The sequence below is a fragment of the Streptomyces sp. NPDC046215 genome (assembly GCF_040646215.1).
In the GTDB taxonomy this organism is placed as follows: domain Bacteria; phylum Actinomycetota; class Actinomycetes; order Streptomycetales; family Streptomycetaceae; genus Streptomyces; species Streptomyces stramineus.
This window is the reverse complement of the sequence record NZ_JBEYZW010000001.1, coordinates 160,316-179,707: the sequence shown is the minus strand read 5'-3', so window position 1 is coordinate 179,707 and position 19,392 is coordinate 160,316. Positions and strand designations below refer to the sequence as shown.

18 protein-coding genes are annotated in these 19,392 nt (G+C 72.4%); 11 read left to right on the top strand and 7 right to left on the bottom strand.

The window, feature by feature from the left end:
• Positions 1 to 43: 43 nt before the first annotated feature.
• Together ABZ951_RS00985 and panB are read left to right on the top strand one after the other, a co-directional pair.
• Positions 44 to 1,033, top strand: a complete 990-nt coding sequence (locus ABZ951_RS00985; protein ID WP_344088054.1) for a sugar-binding domain-containing protein — start codon at positions 44 to 46, stop codon at positions 1,031 to 1,033.
• A 253-nt stretch (positions 1,034 to 1,286) separates the two neighbouring features.
• On the top strand, positions 1,287 to 2,144 hold the full coding sequence (panB, locus tag ABZ951_RS00980) for a 3-methyl-2-oxobutanoate hydroxymethyltransferase (protein WP_344087690.1): 858 nt from the start codon (positions 1,287 to 1,289) through the stop codon (positions 2,142 to 2,144).
• Positions 2,145 to 2,414: 270 nt separating this feature from the next.
• On the opposite strand, the gene ABZ951_RS00975 is transcribed toward panB, so the two are convergent.
• Together ABZ951_RS00975 and ABZ951_RS00970 are read right to left on the bottom strand one after the other, a co-directional pair.
• Positions 2,415 to 3,071 carry a response regulator transcription factor gene (locus ABZ951_RS00975; protein ID WP_344087696.1) on the bottom strand — a complete coding sequence of 219 codons (657 nt, stop codon included), beginning with the start codon at positions 3,069 to 3,071 and terminating at the stop codon, positions 2,415 to 2,417.
• The gene (locus ABZ951_RS00970; RefSeq protein WP_344087699.1) at positions 3,068 to 4,240 is read right to left on the bottom strand and encodes a sensor histidine kinase; all 1,173 of its coding nucleotides are present in this window, start codon (positions 4,238 to 4,240) and stop codon (positions 3,068 to 3,070) included. Before ABZ951_RS00970 ends, ABZ951_RS00975 begins: the two co-directional genes overlap by 4 nt.
• Before the next feature lie 133 nt (positions 4,241 to 4,373).
• Here ABZ951_RS00970 and ABZ951_RS00965 point away from each other — a divergent pair, with 133 nt between their 5' ends.
• Together ABZ951_RS00965 and ABZ951_RS00960 are read left to right on the top strand one after the other, a co-directional pair.
• The gene (locus tag ABZ951_RS00965) at positions 4,374 to 5,294 is read left to right on the top strand and encodes an ATP-binding cassette domain-containing protein (RefSeq protein WP_344087702.1); all 921 of its coding nucleotides are present in this window, start codon (positions 4,374 to 4,376) and stop codon (positions 5,292 to 5,294) included.
• Positions 5,291 to 6,151, top strand: a complete 861-nt coding sequence (locus tag ABZ951_RS00960; RefSeq protein ID WP_344087705.1) for an ABC transporter permease — start codon at positions 5,291 to 5,293, stop codon at positions 6,149 to 6,151. The genes ABZ951_RS00965 and ABZ951_RS00960 overlap by 4 nt, the downstream gene beginning before the upstream one ends.
• On the opposite strand, the gene ABZ951_RS00955 is transcribed toward ABZ951_RS00960, so the two are convergent.
• On the bottom strand, positions 6,066 to 6,404 hold the full coding sequence (locus tag ABZ951_RS00955; protein WP_361278342.1) for a Tn3 family transposase: 339 nt from the start codon (positions 6,402 to 6,404) through the stop codon (positions 6,066 to 6,068). The genes ABZ951_RS00960 and ABZ951_RS00955 overlap by 86 nt on opposite strands.
• A gap of 119 nt (positions 6,405 to 6,523) precedes the next feature.
• On the opposite strand from ABZ951_RS00955, the gene ABZ951_RS00950 reads away from it, so the two are divergent.
• From ABZ951_RS00950 to ABZ951_RS00935, 4 genes are all read left to right on the top strand, one after another.
• Entirely contained in the window at positions 6,524 to 7,966 is a 1,443-nt protein-coding gene (locus tag ABZ951_RS00950; protein ID WP_344087708.1) for a GuaB1 family IMP dehydrogenase-related protein, read from the top strand.
• Between the two features lie 410 nt (positions 7,967 to 8,376).
• Complete coding sequence (locus tag ABZ951_RS00945; RefSeq protein WP_344087711.1) at positions 8,377 to 9,915, top strand: amino acid permease; 1,539 nt, start codon at positions 8,377 to 8,379, stop codon at positions 9,913 to 9,915.
• Between the two features lie 19 nt (positions 9,916 to 9,934).
• Positions 9,935 to 10,384 carry an Lrp/AsnC family transcriptional regulator gene (locus ABZ951_RS00940; RefSeq protein ID WP_344087714.1) on the top strand — a complete coding sequence of 150 codons (450 nt, stop codon included), beginning with the start codon at positions 9,935 to 9,937 and terminating at the stop codon, positions 10,382 to 10,384.
• A gap of 54 nt (positions 10,385 to 10,438) precedes the next feature.
• A complete protein-coding gene (locus ABZ951_RS00935; RefSeq protein ID WP_344087717.1) occupies positions 10,439 to 11,410 on the top strand; it encodes a LysR family transcriptional regulator in 972 nt (323 codons plus the stop codon).
• 109 nt (positions 11,411 to 11,519) lie between these two features.
• On the opposite strand, the gene ABZ951_RS00930 is transcribed toward ABZ951_RS00935, so the two are convergent.
• A complete protein-coding gene (locus ABZ951_RS00930; RefSeq protein ID WP_344087720.1) occupies positions 11,520 to 11,927 on the bottom strand; it encodes a hypothetical protein in 408 nt (135 codons plus the stop codon).
• Between the two features lie 504 nt (positions 11,928 to 12,431).
• Here ABZ951_RS00930 and ABZ951_RS00925 point away from each other — a divergent pair.
• Both ABZ951_RS00925 and ABZ951_RS00920 read left to right on the top strand, forming a co-directional pair.
• Entirely contained in the window at positions 12,432 to 13,241 is an 810-nt protein-coding gene (locus ABZ951_RS00925; RefSeq protein ID WP_344087723.1) for a carbon-nitrogen hydrolase family protein, read from the top strand.
• Between the two features lie 70 nt (positions 13,242 to 13,311).
• The gene (locus ABZ951_RS00920; RefSeq protein WP_344087726.1) at positions 13,312 to 15,027 is read left to right on the top strand and encodes an NAD(P)/FAD-dependent oxidoreductase; all 1,716 of its coding nucleotides are present in this window, start codon (positions 13,312 to 13,314) and stop codon (positions 15,025 to 15,027) included.
• A 160-nt stretch (positions 15,028 to 15,187) separates the two neighbouring features.
• Here ABZ951_RS00920 and ABZ951_RS00915 read toward each other — a convergent pair whose 3' ends face one another.
• On the bottom strand, positions 15,188 to 15,880 hold the full coding sequence (locus ABZ951_RS00915) for a DUF5995 family protein (protein ID WP_344087729.1): 693 nt from the start codon (positions 15,878 to 15,880) through the stop codon (positions 15,188 to 15,190).
• Between the two features lie 100 nt (positions 15,881 to 15,980).
• Entirely contained in the window at positions 15,981 to 17,366 is a 1,386-nt protein-coding gene (locus ABZ951_RS00910) for a solute carrier family 23 protein (protein WP_344087732.1), read from the bottom strand.
• A gap of 218 nt (positions 17,367 to 17,584) precedes the next feature.
• Between ABZ951_RS00910 and ABZ951_RS00905 the strand changes: the two genes are divergently transcribed.
• Entirely contained in the window at positions 17,585 to 18,025 is a 441-nt protein-coding gene (locus tag ABZ951_RS00905) for a hypothetical protein (protein ID WP_344087735.1), read from the top strand.
• A 121-nt stretch (positions 18,026 to 18,146) separates the two neighbouring features.
• On the opposite strand, the gene ABZ951_RS00900 is transcribed toward ABZ951_RS00905, so the two are convergent.
• Positions 18,147 to 19,367 (bottom strand): MFS transporter, encoded by a 1,221-nt coding sequence (locus ABZ951_RS00900; RefSeq protein ID WP_344087738.1) that lies wholly within the window; start codon positions 19,365 to 19,367, stop codon positions 18,147 to 18,149.
• Between the last annotated feature and the right edge of the window lie 25 nt (positions 19,368 to 19,392).

Here is a 19,392-nt window from a genome sequence, read left to right as displayed (position 1 = left end):
AAGTGAGGAGACCGCGGTGTCGACGGGCCGTTCAGCCACGCCGATGGGGCCCGCCGAGCTGGTGCAGGCGGCGGCCATGGCCCGCCGCTTCTATCTCGAGGGCAAGTCGAAGATCCAGATCGCCGAGGAGTTCGGCGTGAGCCGCTTCAAGGTCGCCCGGGTGCTGGAGACGGCGCTCGAGCGCGATCTGGTCCGGATCGAGATCCGGGTGCCCGCCGAGCTGGACGCGGAGCGCTCCGACGCCCTGCGCGCCCGCTACGGCCTGCGGCACGCGGTCGTCGTGGAGTCCCCGGCCGACGCCGCCGACGACGCGCCCGACCCCGAGAACCTCGGCGAGGTGGCCGCGGACCTGCTCGGCGAGCTGGTGAACGAGGGCGACGTGCTCGGCCTCGCCTGGGGCCGCTCCACGATCCACATGGCCGCGGCCCTGCACCGGCTGCCGCCCTGCACGGTCGTCCAGCTCACCGGCGTCTACGACGCGGGCACCGCCGAGCGCGGCTCGGTGGAGGCCGTGCGCCGCGCGGCGCAGGTGTCGGGCGGCGAGGCGCACCCGATCTACGCGCCGATGCTGCTGCCCGACTCCGCGACCGCCGCCGCGCTGCGCGGCCAGACGGGCATCGCCCGGGCCTTCGAGTACTTCGACAAGGTCACCGTCGCGGCCGTCTCCATCGGTTCCTGGGCGCCGGGCATCTCCACCGTCTACGACATGCTCTCCGAGGAGGAGCGCGCCCACTACGCCTCCCTGGGCGCGGCCGCCGAGATGTCCGCGCACCTCTTCGACGCCGACGGCCGCCGCATCGGCCGCGATCTGGGGGAGCGCTGCATCACGGTCGAGGCGGACCGGCTGCGTCGCATACCCGAGGTCGTCGCCATCGCCGGCGGGCTGCGCAAGGCGGCGGCGATCGGCGCGGTGCTGCGCTCCGGGCTGGTCACCAGCCTGGTGACGGACACCGCCGCTGCGGACTACCTGCTGCTGGAGACCGGCCCGGGCCCGCGGCCCGCGCTGGACCGGACCGACCCCGACGGCGCGTAGCACGCCTCTCCTTCCTCCACGACCCGTTCAGGCCGCCGAGAGCGGCCTGGGCGGGCCGTCGTGTTTCCGCCGTGCCCGCGCGGGCCGCCCGCACCAGCTGAGAGCTAAGCAATTCCTTGGCCCTTCCTGTCAATCTTCTAGGATTGACTAAGAGTTGAGACCGCTGGAACGATCTCCGTGCAGTGGCCACCGGTCCTTCCGGACAGGTGCCGGCCGGCCGCCAGGCCGTCCTCCTCATCTTCTGGAGCCGTTCATGTCCGCAGTACTCCCCACGCCCTCCGACGCCGAGCCGACCGCGCTGTACGGCGGGCGGAAGAAGGGCCGGGTCACCGTCCGCGACATCGCCGAGGCCAAGCGCCGCGGTGAGAAGTGGCCCATGCTCACCGCGTACGACTGCATGACCGCGAGCATCTTCGACCGGGCGGGGATCCCCGTCCTGCTCGTCGGGGACTCGGCGGGGATGGTGGTCTTCGGGCACGAGTCGACCCTCCCGGTGACCGTCGACGAGCTGATCCCCCTGACCTCGGCGGTGGTGCGCGCCACGGAGCACGCGATGATCGTCGCCGACCTCACCTTCGGCTCGTACCAGACCGGGGTCGCCGAGGCCCTCACCAGCGCCGCCCGGTTCCTGAAGGAGAGCGGCGCCCACGCGATCAAGCTGGAGGGCGGGCGCCGGGTGGAGGCCCAGGCCAGGGCGCTGGTCGAGGCCGGCATACCCGTGATGGGCCACCTCGGGCTGACCCCGCAGTCCGTGAACACCTTCGGCGGCTACCGGGTCCAGGGCCGCGGTGAGGCCGGGGAGGAGCTGATGGCCGACGCCAAGGCGCTGGAGGCGGCCGGCGCGTTCTCCGTCGTCCTCGAATGCGTGCCGGCCGAGCTGGCGCAGCGGATCACCGACGCGCTGTCCATCCCGACCATCGGCATCGGCGCCGGCGGCGGCTGCGACGCCCAGGTCCTCGTCTGGCAGGACATGGCCGGACTGACCGAACGGCCGGCCAAGTTCGTCAAGAAGTACGCGGACCTGGCGACCGTGCTCACCGACGCCACTCGGGCCTTCGCCGACGACGTCGTCTCCGGGGCCTTCCCCGCACCGGAGCACTCCTACCGCTGACCGGGCCCGTACGCGGCCGGGTGACGTCCCGCTCCCGGATGTCGCCCGGCCGTTGCCGTCCTGTCAGCCGCCCGTCCAGAGGTCCTCCGGGTCAGGTCGGTGACGGTGTGCTTGCCGAGCGCGCTGATCAGCAGGCGCATCTCCAGGGCCAGGCGGTCGGCGAGGTTGGCCGGGCCTTCCTCCGGGTCCTCGTCGGCCGCCGCGAGGGCGGCCCGGCCCAGGCTGGGCGCCTTGGGCCGTCGCGCTTCGGCGACTGCGGTGCCTGGTGTTTCACCGAGATGGCGTTGCCAAGCCGATTTCATAGGCGGTGATGACGAGTTGGACCCGGTCGCGGGCTTCGAGTTTGGTGAGTAGCCGTGCTACGTGTGCCTTTGCCGTGGCCACGCTGATGTGGAGATGGGCGGCGATCTCGCTGTTGGACATGCCGCGTCCGATGAGGGCCAGTACCTCGCGTTCCCGCTCGGTGATGTTCCCGACCGGTCGTGGACGCGGGGCCGGTTCGGGGCGGGCAGCGAACTCTGCGATCAGGCGGCGCGTGACGCTCGGGGCGATCAGGGCGTCTCCGGCGGCGACCACGCGGATCGCCCCGAGGATGTCGTCCAGTGCCATGTCCTTGACGAGGAACCCGCTCGCACCCGCTCGGAGCGCGCCGTAGACGTACTCGTCGTCGTCGAACGTGGTGAGGATGAGGACGCGCGTCGCTCCCGCGGCTGCCGTGATCAGCCCGGTGGCCTCGATGCCGTCCATGCCCGGCATGCGGATGTCCATCACCGCCACGTCGGGCTTGGTGTCCCGGACCAACTGGACCGCTTCGGCGCCGGTTCCGGCCTCTCCCACGACGTCGATGTCAGGGGCGTCGGCCATCAAGACGCGCAGACCGCTGCGGACCAATGGCTGGTCGTCGACGAGCACGACGCGGACCGTCATGAGATGTGCACTCCTTCGGAGAGGGGGAGCCGGGCTGCCACGCGAAAGCCGCCCTCGGGGCGCGGGCCGGCGGTGAACTGGCCGCGTAGCAGGCTGACGCGTTCCCGCATCCCGGTGATGCCGTATCCGGTGCCGGAGGTGAGGCCGCCGCGGCCGTCGTCGGCGACCTCGATGGTCAGTTCGCCGTCTTGGTTGCCGATGGTGACGCGGCAGTCGGGGGTGTCCGCGTGGCGTACGACGTTGGTGAGTGCTTCCTGGACGATCCGGAAGGCGGCCAGGTCGATGTCGGGGGGCAGGGGCCGTCGTTCTCCGAGCCACCGCACGTCGGCATGGACGCCCGCGTCCTTCGTCGACGCGGTCAGCCGGTCCAGGTCGGCCAGCCCCGGGGCAGGCTCGCGCGGCGCGGCCTCCGCCCCAGGGCCCGGTTCGGTGCGGCGCAGTGCGCCCAGGGTGCGCCGCAGCCCGGCGAGGGTTTCCCTGCTGGTGTCTTCGATGGTGGCCAGCGCGTTGCGCGCCTCGTCCGGCTGTGTGTCGATGACCCGGCGGCCCACGCCTGCCTGGATGGCGATGACGCCGATGCTGTGCGCGATCATGTCGTGCAGCTCACGGGCGATCCGGAGCCGTTCTGCGGCGACGGCCCGGGCGGCGGTCTGCGAGCGCAGCGCCGCGGCGTGCTCGCGGCGTTCGCGCACCGAATGGCCGGTCATCCAGGCGGCGGCGAGCGCCAGTACGAGGACCACGACCGTGCGGGCGAAGCCGTCCGTCCCGGTCCCGAGGCGTGCGGCGAAGGCGATCTGTACGCCGAGCGTCGGGACGGCAGCGGTGACCGCGATGCGGCGAGGCCGGGTGGCCACGATGTATCCGGCGGCGAGGTCGTTCGCCAGAACCAGCAGATACACGACCTGCCAGAACGGGGTTGTCGTCGCCGTGACGTACGTACCCAGGAGCATCAGTGCCAGGGCCGGCAGTGGGCGGCGGTGCAGCAGTCCGAGAGGCAGGACCGTGACCGCGGCCGCCGACACGAAGGGCAAGCCGGGGGAGTCGAAAGGCGTGCCGCGTGCTGCGAAGAACAGTGCGAACGGGTAGGCGATCGCCCCGCACCAGGCCAGGGCCGCCCGCGCGGCCGGCCGCAGGTGCCAGGACAGCAGGGGACGCGGCTTGGCGGACATGGGGCGATCGTAATCGCCTGACCAGCGGCGGAACATTGGCCCGTGGGCGTACGCCCACGGGATACAAGCTCGCCCGCGAGTGCAGCCGACGGACCGATGCCAAACGGGTGCTCTCCCCGGCACCGTTGGCCGGGTGATCGAAGTCAACGAACTGACCAAGCGATACGGCAAGACCATTGCCGTCGACGGCCTGACCTTCACCGTGCGCCCCGGGCACGTCACCGGGTTCCTCGGGCCCAACGGTGCCGGCAAAAGCACCACGCTGCGCATGCTCCTCGGCCTGACCGAACCCACCAGCGGCACCGCCACCATCGACGGTCACCTGTTCCGGAACCATCCGCGCGGCCTGCGCCATGCAGGCGCCCTGCTCGACGCCCATGACGTCCACGGCGGTCGCAGCGCAGTGGCGTATCTGTCCGCTCTGGCCCGCAGCAACGGTATCCCGCGGCGCCGGGTGGACGAGGTCCTTGAGGAGGTGGGACTGGCCCCTGCGGCCCGGCGCCGCATCGGCGGGTTCTCCCTGGGCATGAAGCAGCGGCTCGGCATCGCCACGGCTCTGCTCGGCGACCCTCCGGTGCTGCTGTTCGACGAGCCGGTCAACGGCCTGGACCCGGAGGGCGTGCGGTGGGTACGCGGCCTGTTCAGGCGGCTGGCCGCCGAGGGGCGCACCGTGTTCGTCTCCAGCCATCTGATGAGCGAGATGCAGAACACCGCCGAGCACCTGATCGTCATCGGCCGGGGCGAGCTGATCGCCGACGAGAGCGTGACGGAGTTCGCGGCCCGCGGCACCCGCCGGAGCGTGACCGTGCGGACACCCGACCTCACCGCGCTGGCAGTTGCGCTCGAAGCCGAGGGCGCTTCGGTACAGCCGGACGGCTCGGGCGCCGAGAAGTGGCTCACCGTGACCGGCCTGAGCGCGGCTCGCATCGGGGAACTCGCCTCCCACCACCGCATCGTGCTTCTTGAACTGGCCACCCGTGCCTCCTCACTGGAGGAGGCGTTCATGGAACTCACCGCGGACAGCGTCGAATACCTCGCAGGAGAATCCCGATGACCTCGACCACCACACAGCACACGGGAGTCTCGGCCGCCGTGCGCGCCGCCGAGCCCGGCGCCCGCTTCCGGGACCTCCTCGCCGCCGAGTGGATCAAACTCTGGTCGCTGCGGTCCCTTTCCTGGGCGTTCGGGGCCGGCGCGCTGGTCATCATCGCCATCAACGTCAGCGCGGCCGTCGCGGACTACACCAACTGGCCGACCTACGACGAAGGGATCCGGGCTCTCTTCGTTCCGATCTGGGCCATGCGGGACGCCTTCACCATCGGCGCCTGCATGGTCCTGATACTCGCCACCGGCAGCATCGGCGCCCTCACGGTCGTCGGCGAGTACAGCAGCGGACAGATCCGCACGACTTTCGCGGCAGTACCGGCCCGCCGATCGGTCGTAGCGGCCAAGATGGCCGTCGTCACGGGGGTCATGCTCGTCTACGGCACGGTCGTCGCGGGGACCTCGTTCGGCGTGACACAGGCCATCCTGTCCGGCCGGGGCATCGGCCTGCCCCTCGACTACCCCGGCGTGCTCCGCGCCGTCACGGCGTCCGCTCTGCTCGCTCCGCTGTGCGCACTGATCGGGATGGGCCTCGGCGCCCTCATCCGGCACACCGCAGCCACCCTCGTGACGTTCACCGGCATTCTCCTGCTGCTGCCGTTCCTCCTCAACGACCGCCACCGCTGGTCGTCCGCCGTCCTTCACGCGCTGCCCCGCAGTGCGTGGGAACGGCTGGTGCAGGTGGGCGACCCCTTCGGATCGGCCCCCTACCCGGCGACCATCAGCGGGTCGTGGATCGCGTACGCGGCTTGGCCCCTCGCCGCAGCAGTCGTCGCTGTGGTCGCCGTCCGCCGGCACGATCTGTGAGCCCGCAGGGCACCGGCGGCGTCCGTACCGTCCGCCCGAGTTCCTCAAGCGCGCGGTAAGCGGGGTGCTCGGGCCCGCCGCGGGTGAGGCGCCGCAGGACCTGCTCAGCCTTGGCCGTGCCCAGGCGAAGGGAGCTGCTCCGAGGAGCGGCCGACCACCGCCGAGCGGCGCGCGACGTCCCAAAAGTCCGTTTGGTAGAAGACACAGGCCCGGGCCGCGCCGGCTGGCCGAAATCACAGAATGTGATGCCCATTGGCCAGTACGCGGCAGCATCATGGATGATGGGTCCAGGAACCTCAGCCCGATCCGGCGCTGGTTCGGTGCTGACTCCCCACCCGCTTTGTACTCAAAACCGCAGGTGAGAGAGCCAGTATGCGATTCCTTAACGATCAGAAGCCGCCGTACGACCTGACGTACGACGACGTGTTCATGGTGCCGAGCCGCTCCGCGGTCGGCTCCCGGCAGGGCGTCGACCTGTCCGCACCCGACGGGACCGGCACCACCATCCCCCTCGTGGTCGCCAACATGACCGCGATCGCCGGCCGCCGCATGGCGGAGACGGTCGCCCGCCGCGGCGGCCTGGTGGTCATCCCGCAGGACATCCCCCTCGATGTCGTCACCGAGGTCATCTCCTGGGTCAAGAGCCGCCACCTGGTGCTCGACACCCCGATCGTCCTCGCCCCCACCCAGACCGTCGCCGACGCGCTGTCGCTGCTGCACAAGCGCGCGCACGGCGCGGGCGTCGTCGTCGACGACGGCCACCGCCCGATCGGCGTCGTCACCGAGTCCGACCTGACCGGTGTGGACCGCTTCACCCAGCTGTCCGAGGTCATGTCCAAGGAGCTGCTGCTCCTCGACGCCGACATCGACCCGCGCGAGGCGTTCAACCGCCTCGACGCCGGCCACCGCAAGGTCGCCCCCGCCGTCGACGCGGAGGGCAAGCTCGTCGGCATCCTCACCCGCAAGGCCGCGCTGCGCGCCACGCTCTACACCCCCGCCACCGACGCGGACGGCAAGCTGCGCATCGCCGCCGCCGTCGGCATCAACGGCGACGTGGCCGGCAAGGCCAAGGCCCTGCTGGCGGCCGGCGCCGACACGATCGTTGTGGACACCGCGCACGGCCACCAGGAGTCGATGATCAGCGCGGTCAAGGCCGTGCGGGCCCTCGACCCGCAGGTCCCGATCGTCGCGGGCAACATCGTCGCCGCCGAGGGCGTGCGCGACCTCATCGAGGCCGGCGCGGACATCATCAAGGTCGGTGTGGGCCCCGGCGCCATGTGCACCACCCGGATGATGACCGGCGTGGGCCGCCCGCAGTTCTCCGCGGTGCTGGAGTGCGCCGCCGAGGCGAAGAAGTTCGGCAAGCACGTGTGGGCCGACGGCGGCGTCCGCCACCCGCGCGACGTGGCCATGGCGCTCGCCGCCGGCGCGTCCAACGTCATGGTCGGCTCCTGGTTCGCGGGCACCTACGAGTCCCCGGGCGACCTCCAGCAGTCGGCCGACGGCCGGCTGTACAAGGAGAGCTTCGGCATGGCCTCCGCGCGCGCCGTGCGCAACCGCACCTCCGAGGAGTCGGCCTACGACCGGGCCCGCAAGGCCCTGTTCGAGGAGGGCATCTCCACCTCCCGCATGTTCCTCGACCCGGCCCGCCCGGGCGTCGAGGACCTGATCGACTCGATCATCGCGGGCGTCCGCTCCTCCTGCACCTACGCGGGCGCGGGCTCCCTGGAGGAGTTCGCCGAGCGCGCCGTCGTCGGGGTGCAGAGCGCCGCCGGCTACGCCGAGGGCAAGCCGCTGCACGCCAGCTGGCAGTAGATCTCCCGCAGGACCCCGCACGGCGGGGCGCGGCCTTTCGGGCCGCGCCCCGCCGTGTTGCGTTTCCAGCACTTTTCGGCCACTGCGCACCCCTCCCGGAGGGGCTCCGAGCTGTCCCGTTCCGACCCTCCGGACGCCGACATGTACCGATTCATGATGTGACGTGCAACGATCGCCCGTTCCGGACCCCCACGCGCAATGATCGGACGGGCATACGCAAGAATGGTGCATTACGAGCGCAGGTACCCACCTCGTAGGGTCTGCGCTGTACGTGGAGTGGCGGATACCGCTTGCTCGCGGTCCCCCTCATGCAACGGGTTCGCTCTGCCCTGCCGGCGCACCCCTCGGGCGGCCGTCGGGCCTGCCGGGGCCCCTCCGCCCTCGACAGGCAGCGACGAATGGAGCCCCCAGTGTTGGACCAGGGCACAGCGCCCCCCACCGCAGGCGACGAGAAGCCCTCGTCCCCGCGGCCGGCCGCCGCCTTCGCGGCCGGTCTGATGCGGCGCAAGCCGGTCGAACGCCTGGTGGCCGAGGGCGGCCAGGGCGAGGGCGGCTCGCTGCGCCGCTCGCTCGGCATGTGGCAGCTCACGATGATCAGCATCGGCGCCACCCTCGGCACCGGCATCTTCGTCGTGCTCGGCGAGGCCGTGCCCAAGGCCGGGCCGGCCGTCGTCGTCTCGTTCGTCATCGCCGGCCTCACGGCCCTCTTCTCGGCCCTGTCCTACGCGGAGCTGGCCGGCAGCATCCCGGTCTCCGGCTCCTCGTACTCCTACGCCTACGCGACCCTCGGCGAGATCGTCGCCTGGGTCTGCGGCTGGTGCCTGATCCTGGAGTACGGCGTCTCCGTCGCGGCCGTCGCCGTCGGCTGGGGCGAGTACCTCAACGAACTGCTCGACGGCACGATCGGCGTGACCATCCCCGCCGCGCTGGCCAACCCGCCCGGCGAGGACGGCGGCTACTTCAACCTGCCCGCGCTGCTCGTCGTCCTGCTCTGCATGGCCTTCCTGCTCGGCGGGGCCAAGGAGAGCGCCCGCGCCAACACCATCATGGTGGGCGTGAAGATCGCGGCCCTGCTGCTCTTCTGCGCCGTCGCCTTCCTGGGCGTCCGCGCCGGCAACTACGCGCCGTTCATGCCGCTCGGCCTCGGCGGCGTCAGCGCCGCGGGCGCCAGCCTCTTCTTCTCCTACATCGGCTTCGACGCCGCCTCCACGGCCGGCGAGGAGGCCAAGGACCCGAAGAAGGACCTGCCCAAGGCGATCATGCTCTCGCTGCTCATCGTCACCGCCCTCTACGTGCTCGTCGCGGCCGTCGCCGTCGGCGCCATGCCGTGGGGCGACTTCGAGGGCTCCGAGGCCGCGCTCGCCGGGATCATGAAGGACGTCACCGGCCAGAGCTTCTGGGCCGTGCTCCTCGCCGCCGGTGCCGTCATCGCCATCGCCAGCGTCGTCCTGACCGTGCTCTACGGCCAGACCCGCATCCTCTTCGCGATGTCGCGCGACGGGCTCGTGCCCAAGACCTTCTCCAAGGTCCACGCCAAGACCGGGGTGCCCCGCGCCAACACCGTGATCGTCTCCGTCTTCTGCGGCCTGCTCGCCGCGGCCGTGCCGCTCGGCGAGCTCGCCAACGCCACCAGCATCGGCACGCTCTTCGCGTTCGCCCTGGTCAACGTGGCCGTCATCGTGCTCTTCTTCACCCGCCCCGACATGAAGCGCAGCTTCCGGGCCCCGCTGGCCGGGGTGCGGGTGCCCTTCGGCTCGCACAGGCTGCCGCTCGCCCCGGTCTTCCCGGCCATCGGCTTCGGACTGTGCGTGTACATGATGTTCAGCCTGCCCGGCACCACCTGGCAGTACTTCGGAGGCTGGATGGCCGTGGGTCTTGTGATCTACTTCATGTACGGGAAGAGCCGCTCGCGGCTCGCCCGGGAAGCACAGGTACCTCTAGAGAAGTGATCCACCCGCAGTGCGACAGATGAACGATCTCGACCAACGCATCGTCCATGCCCTGGCCGAGGACGCCCGCCGCTCCTACGCCGACATCGGCACCGAGGTCGGCCTGTCCGCACCCGCCGTCAAGCGGCGGGTGGACAGGCTGCGGGCCGAGGGCGCCATCACCGGGTTCACCGTCCGCGTGGACCCGGCGGCGCTCGGCTGGGAGACCGAGGGCTTCATCGAGATCTACTGCCGCCGCAACACCTCGCCCGAGGCGATCCACCGCGGCCTGTCGCGCTACCCCGAGGTGGCGTCCGCCTCCACCGTCACCGGTGAGGCGGACGCCATCGTCCAGGTCTTCGCCTCCGACATGCGCCACTTCGAGCGCGTGCTGGAGCGCATCGCGGGAGAGCCGTTCGTCGAGCGCACCAAGTCGGTGCTGGTGCTCTCCCCGCTGCTGCGCCGCTTCAGCTCCGGCGCCCCCTCCTGAGCGGACCGCCACCGGCCGCTTCCCCGGGCCAGGCCTGCGGCCGATACTTGCGCCATGCGCGAAGAACCAGGTGGGGGCCGTGGAACCCGCGGTGAGGAAACCCCGCCCCGGCTCGACCTGAACCTGCTCACGGCCCTCGACGCGCTGCTCGCCGAGCAGTCCGTCACCGCGGCCGCCGACCGGCTGGGCCTCTCCGGCCCGGCCATGAGCCGCACCCTGGGCCGGATACGCCGCGCGCTCGGCGACCCCGTCCTCGTCCGCGCCGGACGGCACATGGTCCCCACCCCCCGGGCCCTGGCCATGCGCCCCCGGGTGCGCGCGCTCCTCGACGACGCCCGCTCCCTCTTCACGGCCGAGGAGCCTGCCGACCCCGCCGCCCTGGAGCGCTCCTTCACCCTCAGCGCCCACGACAGCCAGGTCCTGGCCTTCGCCGCCCCGCTCATCGACCGGGCCGCCCGCGAGGCCCCCAAGGTCACCCTGCGCTTCCTCGCCGAGGGCCCGGCCGGGCTGGCACCCCTGCGCGACGGCGGCATCGACCTGGAGATCGGCGTCATCGACCGCGACGAACCGGAGATCCGCGTCGAGGCGCTCCTGGAGGACCGCATGGTGGGCGTCGCCCGCCCCGGGCACCCGCTCCTCGACGGGCGGCCCGTCACCCCGCGCCGCTACGCCGCCGCGGGCCACCTCGCCGTCTCCCGGCGCGGCCGCCTCACCGGCCCCGTCGACGCCGCCCTCGCCGCGCACGGCCTGCGCCGGCGCGTGGTCGCCGCCGTCCCCACCTTCGCCTCCGCCCTTCACATCCTGAACGGCACCGACGCCGTCGGCCTGCTCCCCGAGCGGCTCGGCGGACCGGCCGCGGCGGCGCTCGGCCTGCGGACCTTCGAGGTGCCGCTGGACCTGCCGCCGCTGGAGATCCGCATGGCCTGGCACCCGCGCCACGAGGCGGACAGCGGCCACGGGTGGCTGCGCGCGCTGGTCCGCACGACGGTCACGGCCATCGGCCCGGGGCCCAGGCAACGTCCGTAACGCCGCGTCGCACCCGTGCGGTCCGGCCGCGCCCCGAAGGGGGGGCGGGGAACCGCGCGACCAGCCACAGCGCACCCTTGGATGACATGCCCGACTGCCGGCAGAGCGGCTAGTGCCGCAACTGCCACGGCACCACCGTGAAGTCGCCCTTCTCCAAGATCTCGATCGGCGCGGAGCTCACGCACTTGGGCAGGTCCTTGGTGGCGCTCGGGTCGTTGGTGGCCAGCCAGCTGTAGCCCACGCGGTCGCCGTGCCGGCCCCGGTCGTCGACGGTGAAGCCCACCCGGACGCCCTGGAACTTCGGCTCGTCGGTGCGGGTGATGACGCCCGTGACCATCGCGACCTTGCCGCCGGTGGCCAGGCAGTCGATCCGGCCCTCGGCGAAGGCGCTGCCGCCGCTCGCGAAGGCATGGCTGAAGCGGAACGTGCCGCGCGCCTCCTCCAGGACGCCGTGGGCGTCGAACGTGAAGTGGACCTTGTCCCCGGAGGAGCGGTACATCTTCGCGGAACCGGTCACACTCGGCTCCTGCGGCGCCGGGGAACCGCCCCCCGAACCATCGGCGAGAGCGGTCCCGGCGGCCGACACCACCAGCAGCGCACCCCCGACAGCGGCGGCACGGACGCGGGAGCGGATACGCGGGGCGCGGTGAGCAAACATGGCGACGGGCCTTTCGACGGCTGAAGCGGAATCCTCCGGCCGGTCTCCTCCGGCCTGGAACCAGCCTCCCGCCCCGGCCCCTCCTCCCACGTCCCGCCGCCGGACGATCACGCTCCACCGCACGGCCCGGCACCGGCGGGCCGTGCTCGGCCCCCGGGAGGAGGCCGCCTCCACCGTCCGGCGGAGGCACCCTCCCGCACGGGACCACGGCACCCCGCGCAACGAATCGCGGCGAACGGCCCGAAAGGCGCAACACATCACCTACCTGCGCGCAACGGAGGCGCCTTGTCGGGCGGAGTTACCGCCCCGTACCGTCAAGGCGACCTAAACGAACGCCCGCCCGACCAGGTGAAGAGAGGCCGCATGACGCCGCTGCGCATCGCGCTGTACCAGGGCCCCTCCGGCGTTCCCTCCGCCCCGTCCGCGAGCCTCGACGCCCTGGCCGCCGCCGCGCGCCGGGCCGCCGCCGCCGGCGCCCGGCTGCTGCTCACCAACGAGCTCTTCCTCACCGGCTACGCCCTCGGCGACGCCGTCCGCGACCTCGCCGAGCCCGCCGACGGGCCCGGCGCCCGCGCCGTCGCGCGCATCGCCGCCGAGCACGGCCTCGCCATCGGCTACGGCTACCCCGAGCGCGCCGCCGACGACAGCGACACGATCTTCAACTCCCTCCAGCTCGTCGGGCCGGACGGCACACGCCTCGCGAACTACCGCAAGACCCACCTCTTCGGTGCGTTCGAGACCACCTACTTCACGCCCGGCACCGACCCCCTCGTCCAGGCCGACCTCGACGGCGTCCGCCTGGGCCTGCTGATCTGCTACGACGTGGAGTTCCCCGAGCCCGTCCGGGCGCACGCCCTCGCCGGCACCGAGGTGCTGCTCGTGCCGACCGCCCTGATGCGCCCCTACGAGATCGTCCCGCAGACGATCGTCCCGGCCCGCGCGTGGGAGAGCCAGCTCTACATCGCCTACGCCAACCGCTGCGGCACCGAGGGGGACTTCTCCTTCGCCGGACTCAGCTGCCTCGCCGCCCCCGACGGGACCGTGCGGGCCCGCGCCGGCGCCGGTGAGGACCTGATCGTCGCCGACGCCGACCCGGCGCTGCTGAAGGCGTCCCGCGCCGAGAACACCTACCTGAGCGACCGCCGCCCCGCGCTGTACACCTCGCTCATCTGACATCCCCACCGCCCGGGCCCCGGCCCCCACCGCCCGAGCCCGCCCCCCATCCCGCAGGAGAGTTCAGCCGATGACGTCCATGGTGCCCAACGCCGCCCACGACGAGCAGTCGGAGCCGGCCCTGCCGCCGATCACCATGTTCGGCCCGGACTTCCCCTTCCCGTACGACGACTTCCTCGCCCACCCGGCGGGCCTCGGCCAGATACCGGCGACCGAGCACGGCACCGAGGTCGCGGTCATCGGCGGCGGCCTGTCCGGCATCATCACCGCCTACGAGCTGATGAAGATGGGCCTCAAGCCCGTCGTCTACGAGGCGGACCAGATCGGCGGGCGGCTGCGGACGGTCGGCTTCGAGGGCTGTGACGCCGAGGGCGACAGCGGGCCGCTGACCGCGGAGATGGGCGCCATGCGCTTCCCGCCGTCCTCCACGGCCTTCCAGCACTACATCGACCTCGTCGGGCTGGAGACCAAGCCGTTCCCCAACCCGCTCGCGCCGGAGACCCCCTCCACGGTCGTCGACCTCAAGGGCGAGTCCCACTACGCCGTCACCGTCGACGACCTCCCGCAGGTCTACCGCGACGTGATGAACGCGTGGAACGCCTGTCTGGAGGAGGGCGCGGACTTCTCCGACATGAACCAGGCCATGCGCGAACGCGACGTGCCGCGCATCCGGGAGATCTGGGCGAAGCTCGTCGAGAAGCTCGACAACCAGACCTTCTACGGCTTCCTCTGCGAGTCCGAGGCCTTCAAGTCCTTCAAGCACCGCGAGATCTTCGGCCAGGTCGGGTTCGGCACCGGCGGCTGGGACACCGACTTCCCCAACTCCATCCTGGAGATCCTGCGCGTCGTCTACACCGAGGCCGACGACCACCACCGCGGCATCGTCGGCGGCTCGCAGCAGCTGCCGCTGCGCCTGTGGGAGCGCGAGCCCGAGAAGATCGTCCACTGGGCGCCGGGCACCTCGCTCTCCTCCCTGCACAACGGCGAGCCCCGCCCCGCCGTGACCCGGATGCACCGCACGGCCGGCAACCGCATCACGGTCACCGACGCGACCGGTGACATCAGCACCTACCGGGCCGCCGTCTTCACCGCGCAGTCCTGGATGCTGCTGTCGAAGATCGAGTGCGACGACTCGCTCTTCCCCATCGACCACTGGACGGCGATGGAGCGCACCCACTACATGGAGTCGTCCAAGCTGTTCGTGCCCGTCGACCGGCCGTTCTGGCTCGACAAGGACGAGGAGACGGGCCGGGACGTCATGTCGATGACGCTCACCGACCGGATGACCCGCGGCACCTACCTCCTGGACGACGGCCCCGACAAGCCGGCCGTCATCTGCCTCTCGTACACCTGGTGCGACGACAGCCTCAAGTGGCTGCCGCTGTCGGCGAACGAGCGCATGGAGGTCATGCTCAAGTCGCTCGGCGAGATCTACCCCAAGGTCGACATCCGCCGCCACATCATCGGCAACCCGGTCACCGTCTCGTGGGAGAACGAGCCCTACTTCATGGGCGCGTTCAAGGCCAACCTGCCGGGCCACTACCGCTACCAGCGGCGCCTGTTCACCCACTTCATGCAGGACCGGCTCCCCGAGGACAAGCGCGGCCTGTTCCTCGCGGGCGACGACATCTCCTGGACGGCCGGCTGGGCCGAGGGCGCCGTGCAGACCGCGATCAACGCGGTGTGGGGTGTGATGCACCAGTTCGGCGGCGCCACGGACGGCACGAACCCGGGCCCGGGCGACGTGTACGACGAGATCGCCCCGGTGGAACTCCCGGAGGACTGAGCCGCATCAAGGGGCTTGGCCCTCAAGCGCCGGACGGGCTTTTCAGCCCGTCCGGCGTTTGAGGACGCGCCCGCAGGGCGCTCGCCGCCGCAGGCGGCAACGTGGCAACGACCGTCCGCAGCCGAAGAGCAGCCGTAAAGCCCCCACCCCGGGCCGGCGCCTAGCGCAACGGCGTGAGCAGACAGCGCCCCACCAGCCCCACCCCCGCGTCCATCCGCTCGGTGAGGTCCTCCGCCACATCGGGCAGGCCGCGGACCGCCCACAGCGCCCGGAACGACGCCCACGCCGCGCTCCGCGCCGCCTCCAGGCTCCAGGCCCCCACCAGGTGGGTGAGCGGATCGGCGATGTCCAAGGCGTCCGGGCCCGGCATCAGATCCTCACGGATCCGCTCCTCCAGGGCCGCCAGCAGATTCCCGATGCGGTCGAAGTCGCCTTCCAGCGCACGCGGTTCGGCCTCCAGCACCCGGCAGGTCTCGGCGAGGGCCAGCGCGAGGTCGTGCCCGATGTGGGCGTTGATGCCCGCCAGCGCGAACTGCAGCGGCCGGACGGCCGGGTGCCCCCGCAGCTGGAACAGCGGCCGCCAGCACGCCGGCGCCCGGCAGCCGGCCGCCGCCCGGTCCACGGCCGTCAGATACCGCCGGGCGAAGCGGACGTCCAGCTCCGCGGCCACCCGGTGGTCCGCGAAGACACCGGCCGCCACCTGCCGTGCGATCTCCTCGGTGACCCTCAGATACACCCGGTTGAAGACGGCCACCCCGTCCCGCGGCGGCAGCGCCGCCTCCAGCCCCCGCATCCGCTGCAGCACACCCTCGATGCCGGCCGGCACGCCCGGCCGCACCCCTGTCGTCGTCATACACGCAGGGTGACAGCGGTGTACGCAGCGTAGACGCGGATGAGGCGTGGATGACCGGAACGGATGAGCCGCGGGGACTCCTGCCCCCGCGCGCCGACGGCTACTTGGGCTCGGCCGGCGAGTCGTAGCCGCTCGTGCCCGAGTCCAGCAGGGGCTCCTGCTGCTTGAGGTGGGCGGGGGCCAGGGCGCGGAGCACGTGGTAGCCGGAGAGGACCACGATCGTGCCGAGCGCGATGCCGCTGAGCTCGAAGTTGTCGCTGATCTTCAGGCTGACGCCGCCGATGCCGATGATGACGCCCGCGGCGACCGGCACCAGGTTCAGCGGGTTCCGCAGGTCCACCTTGTTGTGGACCCAGATCTGCGCGCCGAGCAGGCCGATCATTCCGTACAGGATGACGGTGATGCCGCCCAGCACCGCGCCCGGCACGGCCGCGACGACGGCGCCGAACTTGGGGCAGACGCCGAAGAGCAGGGCGAAGCCCGCCGCGGCCCAGTAGGCGGCGGTGGAGTACACGCGGGTGGCCGCCATGACCCCGATGTTCTCGGAGTAGGTGGTGTTGGCCGGGCCGCCGACCGCCGTGGAGAGCACCGTCGCCGCGCCGTCCGCGGCGATCGCGGTGCCGAGCTGGTCGTCCAGGGGGTCGCCGGTCATCTCGCCGACGGCCTTGACGTGTCCCGCGTTCTCCGCGATCAGCGCGATGACCACGGGCAGCGCCACCAGGATCGCCGACCAGCTGAAGCTCGGCGCGTGGAAGGAGGGCAGGCCCACCCAGTCGGCCCGGGAGACGGCGGAGAGGTCCAGGCGCCAGTGGTCGACGGCCTCCGTCCCGCCGTGCACGGAGTGGATCTTTCCGAAGATCCGGTCGAAGACCCAGGAGATCCCGTAGCCGAAGAGCAGCCCGAGGAAGATCGCCACCCGGGACCAGAAGCCGCGCAGACACACCACCGCGAGCCCGGTGAAGAGCATGGTGAGCAGGGCCGTCCACTGGTCCTGCGGCCAGTACGTACGGGCCGTCACCGGGGCGAGGTTGAAGCCGATCAGCATGACCACGGCACCGGTGACCACCGGCGGCATCGCCGCGTGGATGATCCGGGCGCCGAACTTGCGCACCGCGAGACCGCTCAGGAACAGCGCCGCGCCGACCACGAGGATCGCGCCGGTGATCGCGGCGCTGCCGCCGCCCTGGGCCCGGATGATCGCGGCGACCCCGACGAAGGAGAGGCTGCAGCCGAGGTAGCTGGGCACCCGGCCGCGGGTCGCCAGCAGGAACATGATCGTGGCGACGCCAGACATCATGATCGCGAGATTCGGGTCAAGACCCATCAAAACGGGCGCGACGAACGATGCGCCGAACATCGCGACCACGTGCTGGGCGCCGAGGCCCGCGGTGCGGGGCCACGAGAGCCGCTCGTCCGGTCGGACGACGGCCCCGGGGGCGGGGGTGCGCCCGTCGCCGTGCAGAGTCCAGCGCACGCCGAGGCCCATGACTGCTCCAGATGTTCGTGGTGGGGGAGATCCGGACCATGCTAAGCCGCGCCGCGCCGTGCTCCTCGCCGCCTCGAGCGGGTCGCGGCGCCCGGGCGGCTGCTGCAACCGGAGCAATTGATGACTCGTACGACGGTATGACAACCGCCGTGCGGTGATCCCCGGTGCGGGCGCGGTATGCGTCCTCGTGTCCGATTCCTGCCAACCAGGAGACACACATGCGTAAGTTCGTCGGCCGTACCGCGGCCGCCGCCGTCCTCGCCGCGGCCACCATCGTCCCGCTCGCCGGTGTGGCCTCGGCCACCCCGTCCACGCCCGCCGTCCAGTCGTGGCACCACGACCGGGACCGCGACCACGACGGTGACCGGGACCGCGACCACGGCCGTGACCACGGCCGGTGCGGTCACCACCATGACCGCGACGGCTGGGGCGGCCGTCACCACGACGACTGCGGCCGCCACCACGACGGCCGCTGGGGCTGGGGCGACCGTGACGGCCGCTGGGGTGACCGTGACGGTCGCTGGGGCGACCGCGACTGCGACCACAAGGGCCGCCACGGCCACTACGGCTATGGCCACCACGGCTACGGCCACCACGGCCACGGCTACGGCTTCGGCGGGTTCGGCGGCGGCCTCGGCGGTCTGCTCGGCATCCTGTAACACCCGGTATCCCACCGGTCGGCCGGGCCGTACGGAGGACCCTCACGGGCCCGCCGTGCGGCCCGTCCCGCTGTTCGTCCCACCGCCGTTCGCCACGCCGTCGTTCACTCCGCGCCGCCGTTCACTCCGCCGCCGAGGGATCCCGCGCGGGCCGCCCGGCGCCGGCCGCCGTCCGCGCCGCGGGCCGCAGCACGCCGGCCCCGGCCACCAGGCCCGCCGCGAGGACCGTCACCAGACCGAAGGCCACCGCGAGCGAACTGGCGTGCGCGATCTGCCCGATCGCGGCCGGGGCGACGAGCCCCGAGGTGTACGTGATCGTCGCGACCCCGGCGATGGCCTGACTGGGCGCCGGACCGCTGCGCCCGGCCGCCGCGAAAGCCAGCGGGACGACGACGGCGATGCCGAGGCCGAGGAGCGCGAAGCCGGCGATGGCGACCGCGGGACCCGGCGCGAGGACCACCGCCAGCCCGCCGGCGGTCGCCACGACCCCGCTCGCCCGCACGGTCCGCACGGGGCCGAACCGCCGCACCGCGCCGTCACCGGCGAATCGGGCCGCCGCCATCGTGCACGAGAAGGCGGTGGTGCAGGCCGCCGCCAGGCCGGCGTCGGTGCCGACGGCGTCGCGGAGGTAGACCGCGGACCAGTCCAGCCCGGCCCCCTCGGCGAAGACCGCGCAGAAGCCCACCGCCCCGATGGCGAGCGCGGAGCGCGGCGGCAGCGAGAAGCGCGGCGGCGGGTGCTCCTCGGCTGGGGTGCGCAGGTCGAGGACCCAGTGGCAGACCACCGCGCCGAGGACGGTGAGCAGCAGGGCCATGAGGCCGAGGTGGACGCGGGCGTCGAGACCGGCGTGCGCGGCGACCGTGCCGACGGCCGCGCCGGCCAGCGTCCCCACGCTCCACATCCCGTGCAGCCCCGACATGATCGAGCGGCCCAGCCGCTCCTCGGTCTCCACCCCGAGCGCGTTCATGGCGACGTCGGCCGTGCCGGCCGTCGCCCCGTACACCGCGAGCGCGGCGCACAGGGTGAGCAGCCCGGGGGAGAGGGCGGGGAGCGCGAGGGAGGCGCACCACAGGGCGAGCAGCCCGCGCAGCGCGGCCCGGGAACCGAAGCGGTGGCTGATCCGGCCCGCCAGGGGCATCGCGCACGCGGCGCCGATCGCGGGGAAGGCGAGCGCGATGCCGAGCTCCCCGGAGCCGAGGCCCAAGTGGTCCTGGATCCAGGGGATCCGGGTGGCGAAGGCGCCGGTGACGGCGCCGTGCACGGCGAAGACGACGGCTACCGCGACCCGTGCCCGGCGCAGCCCGCGGGCCGGGGCTCCCGTGCTCCTGTTCCTGGTGCTCATGGCCGTGCATCCTTCCGGACGGGGT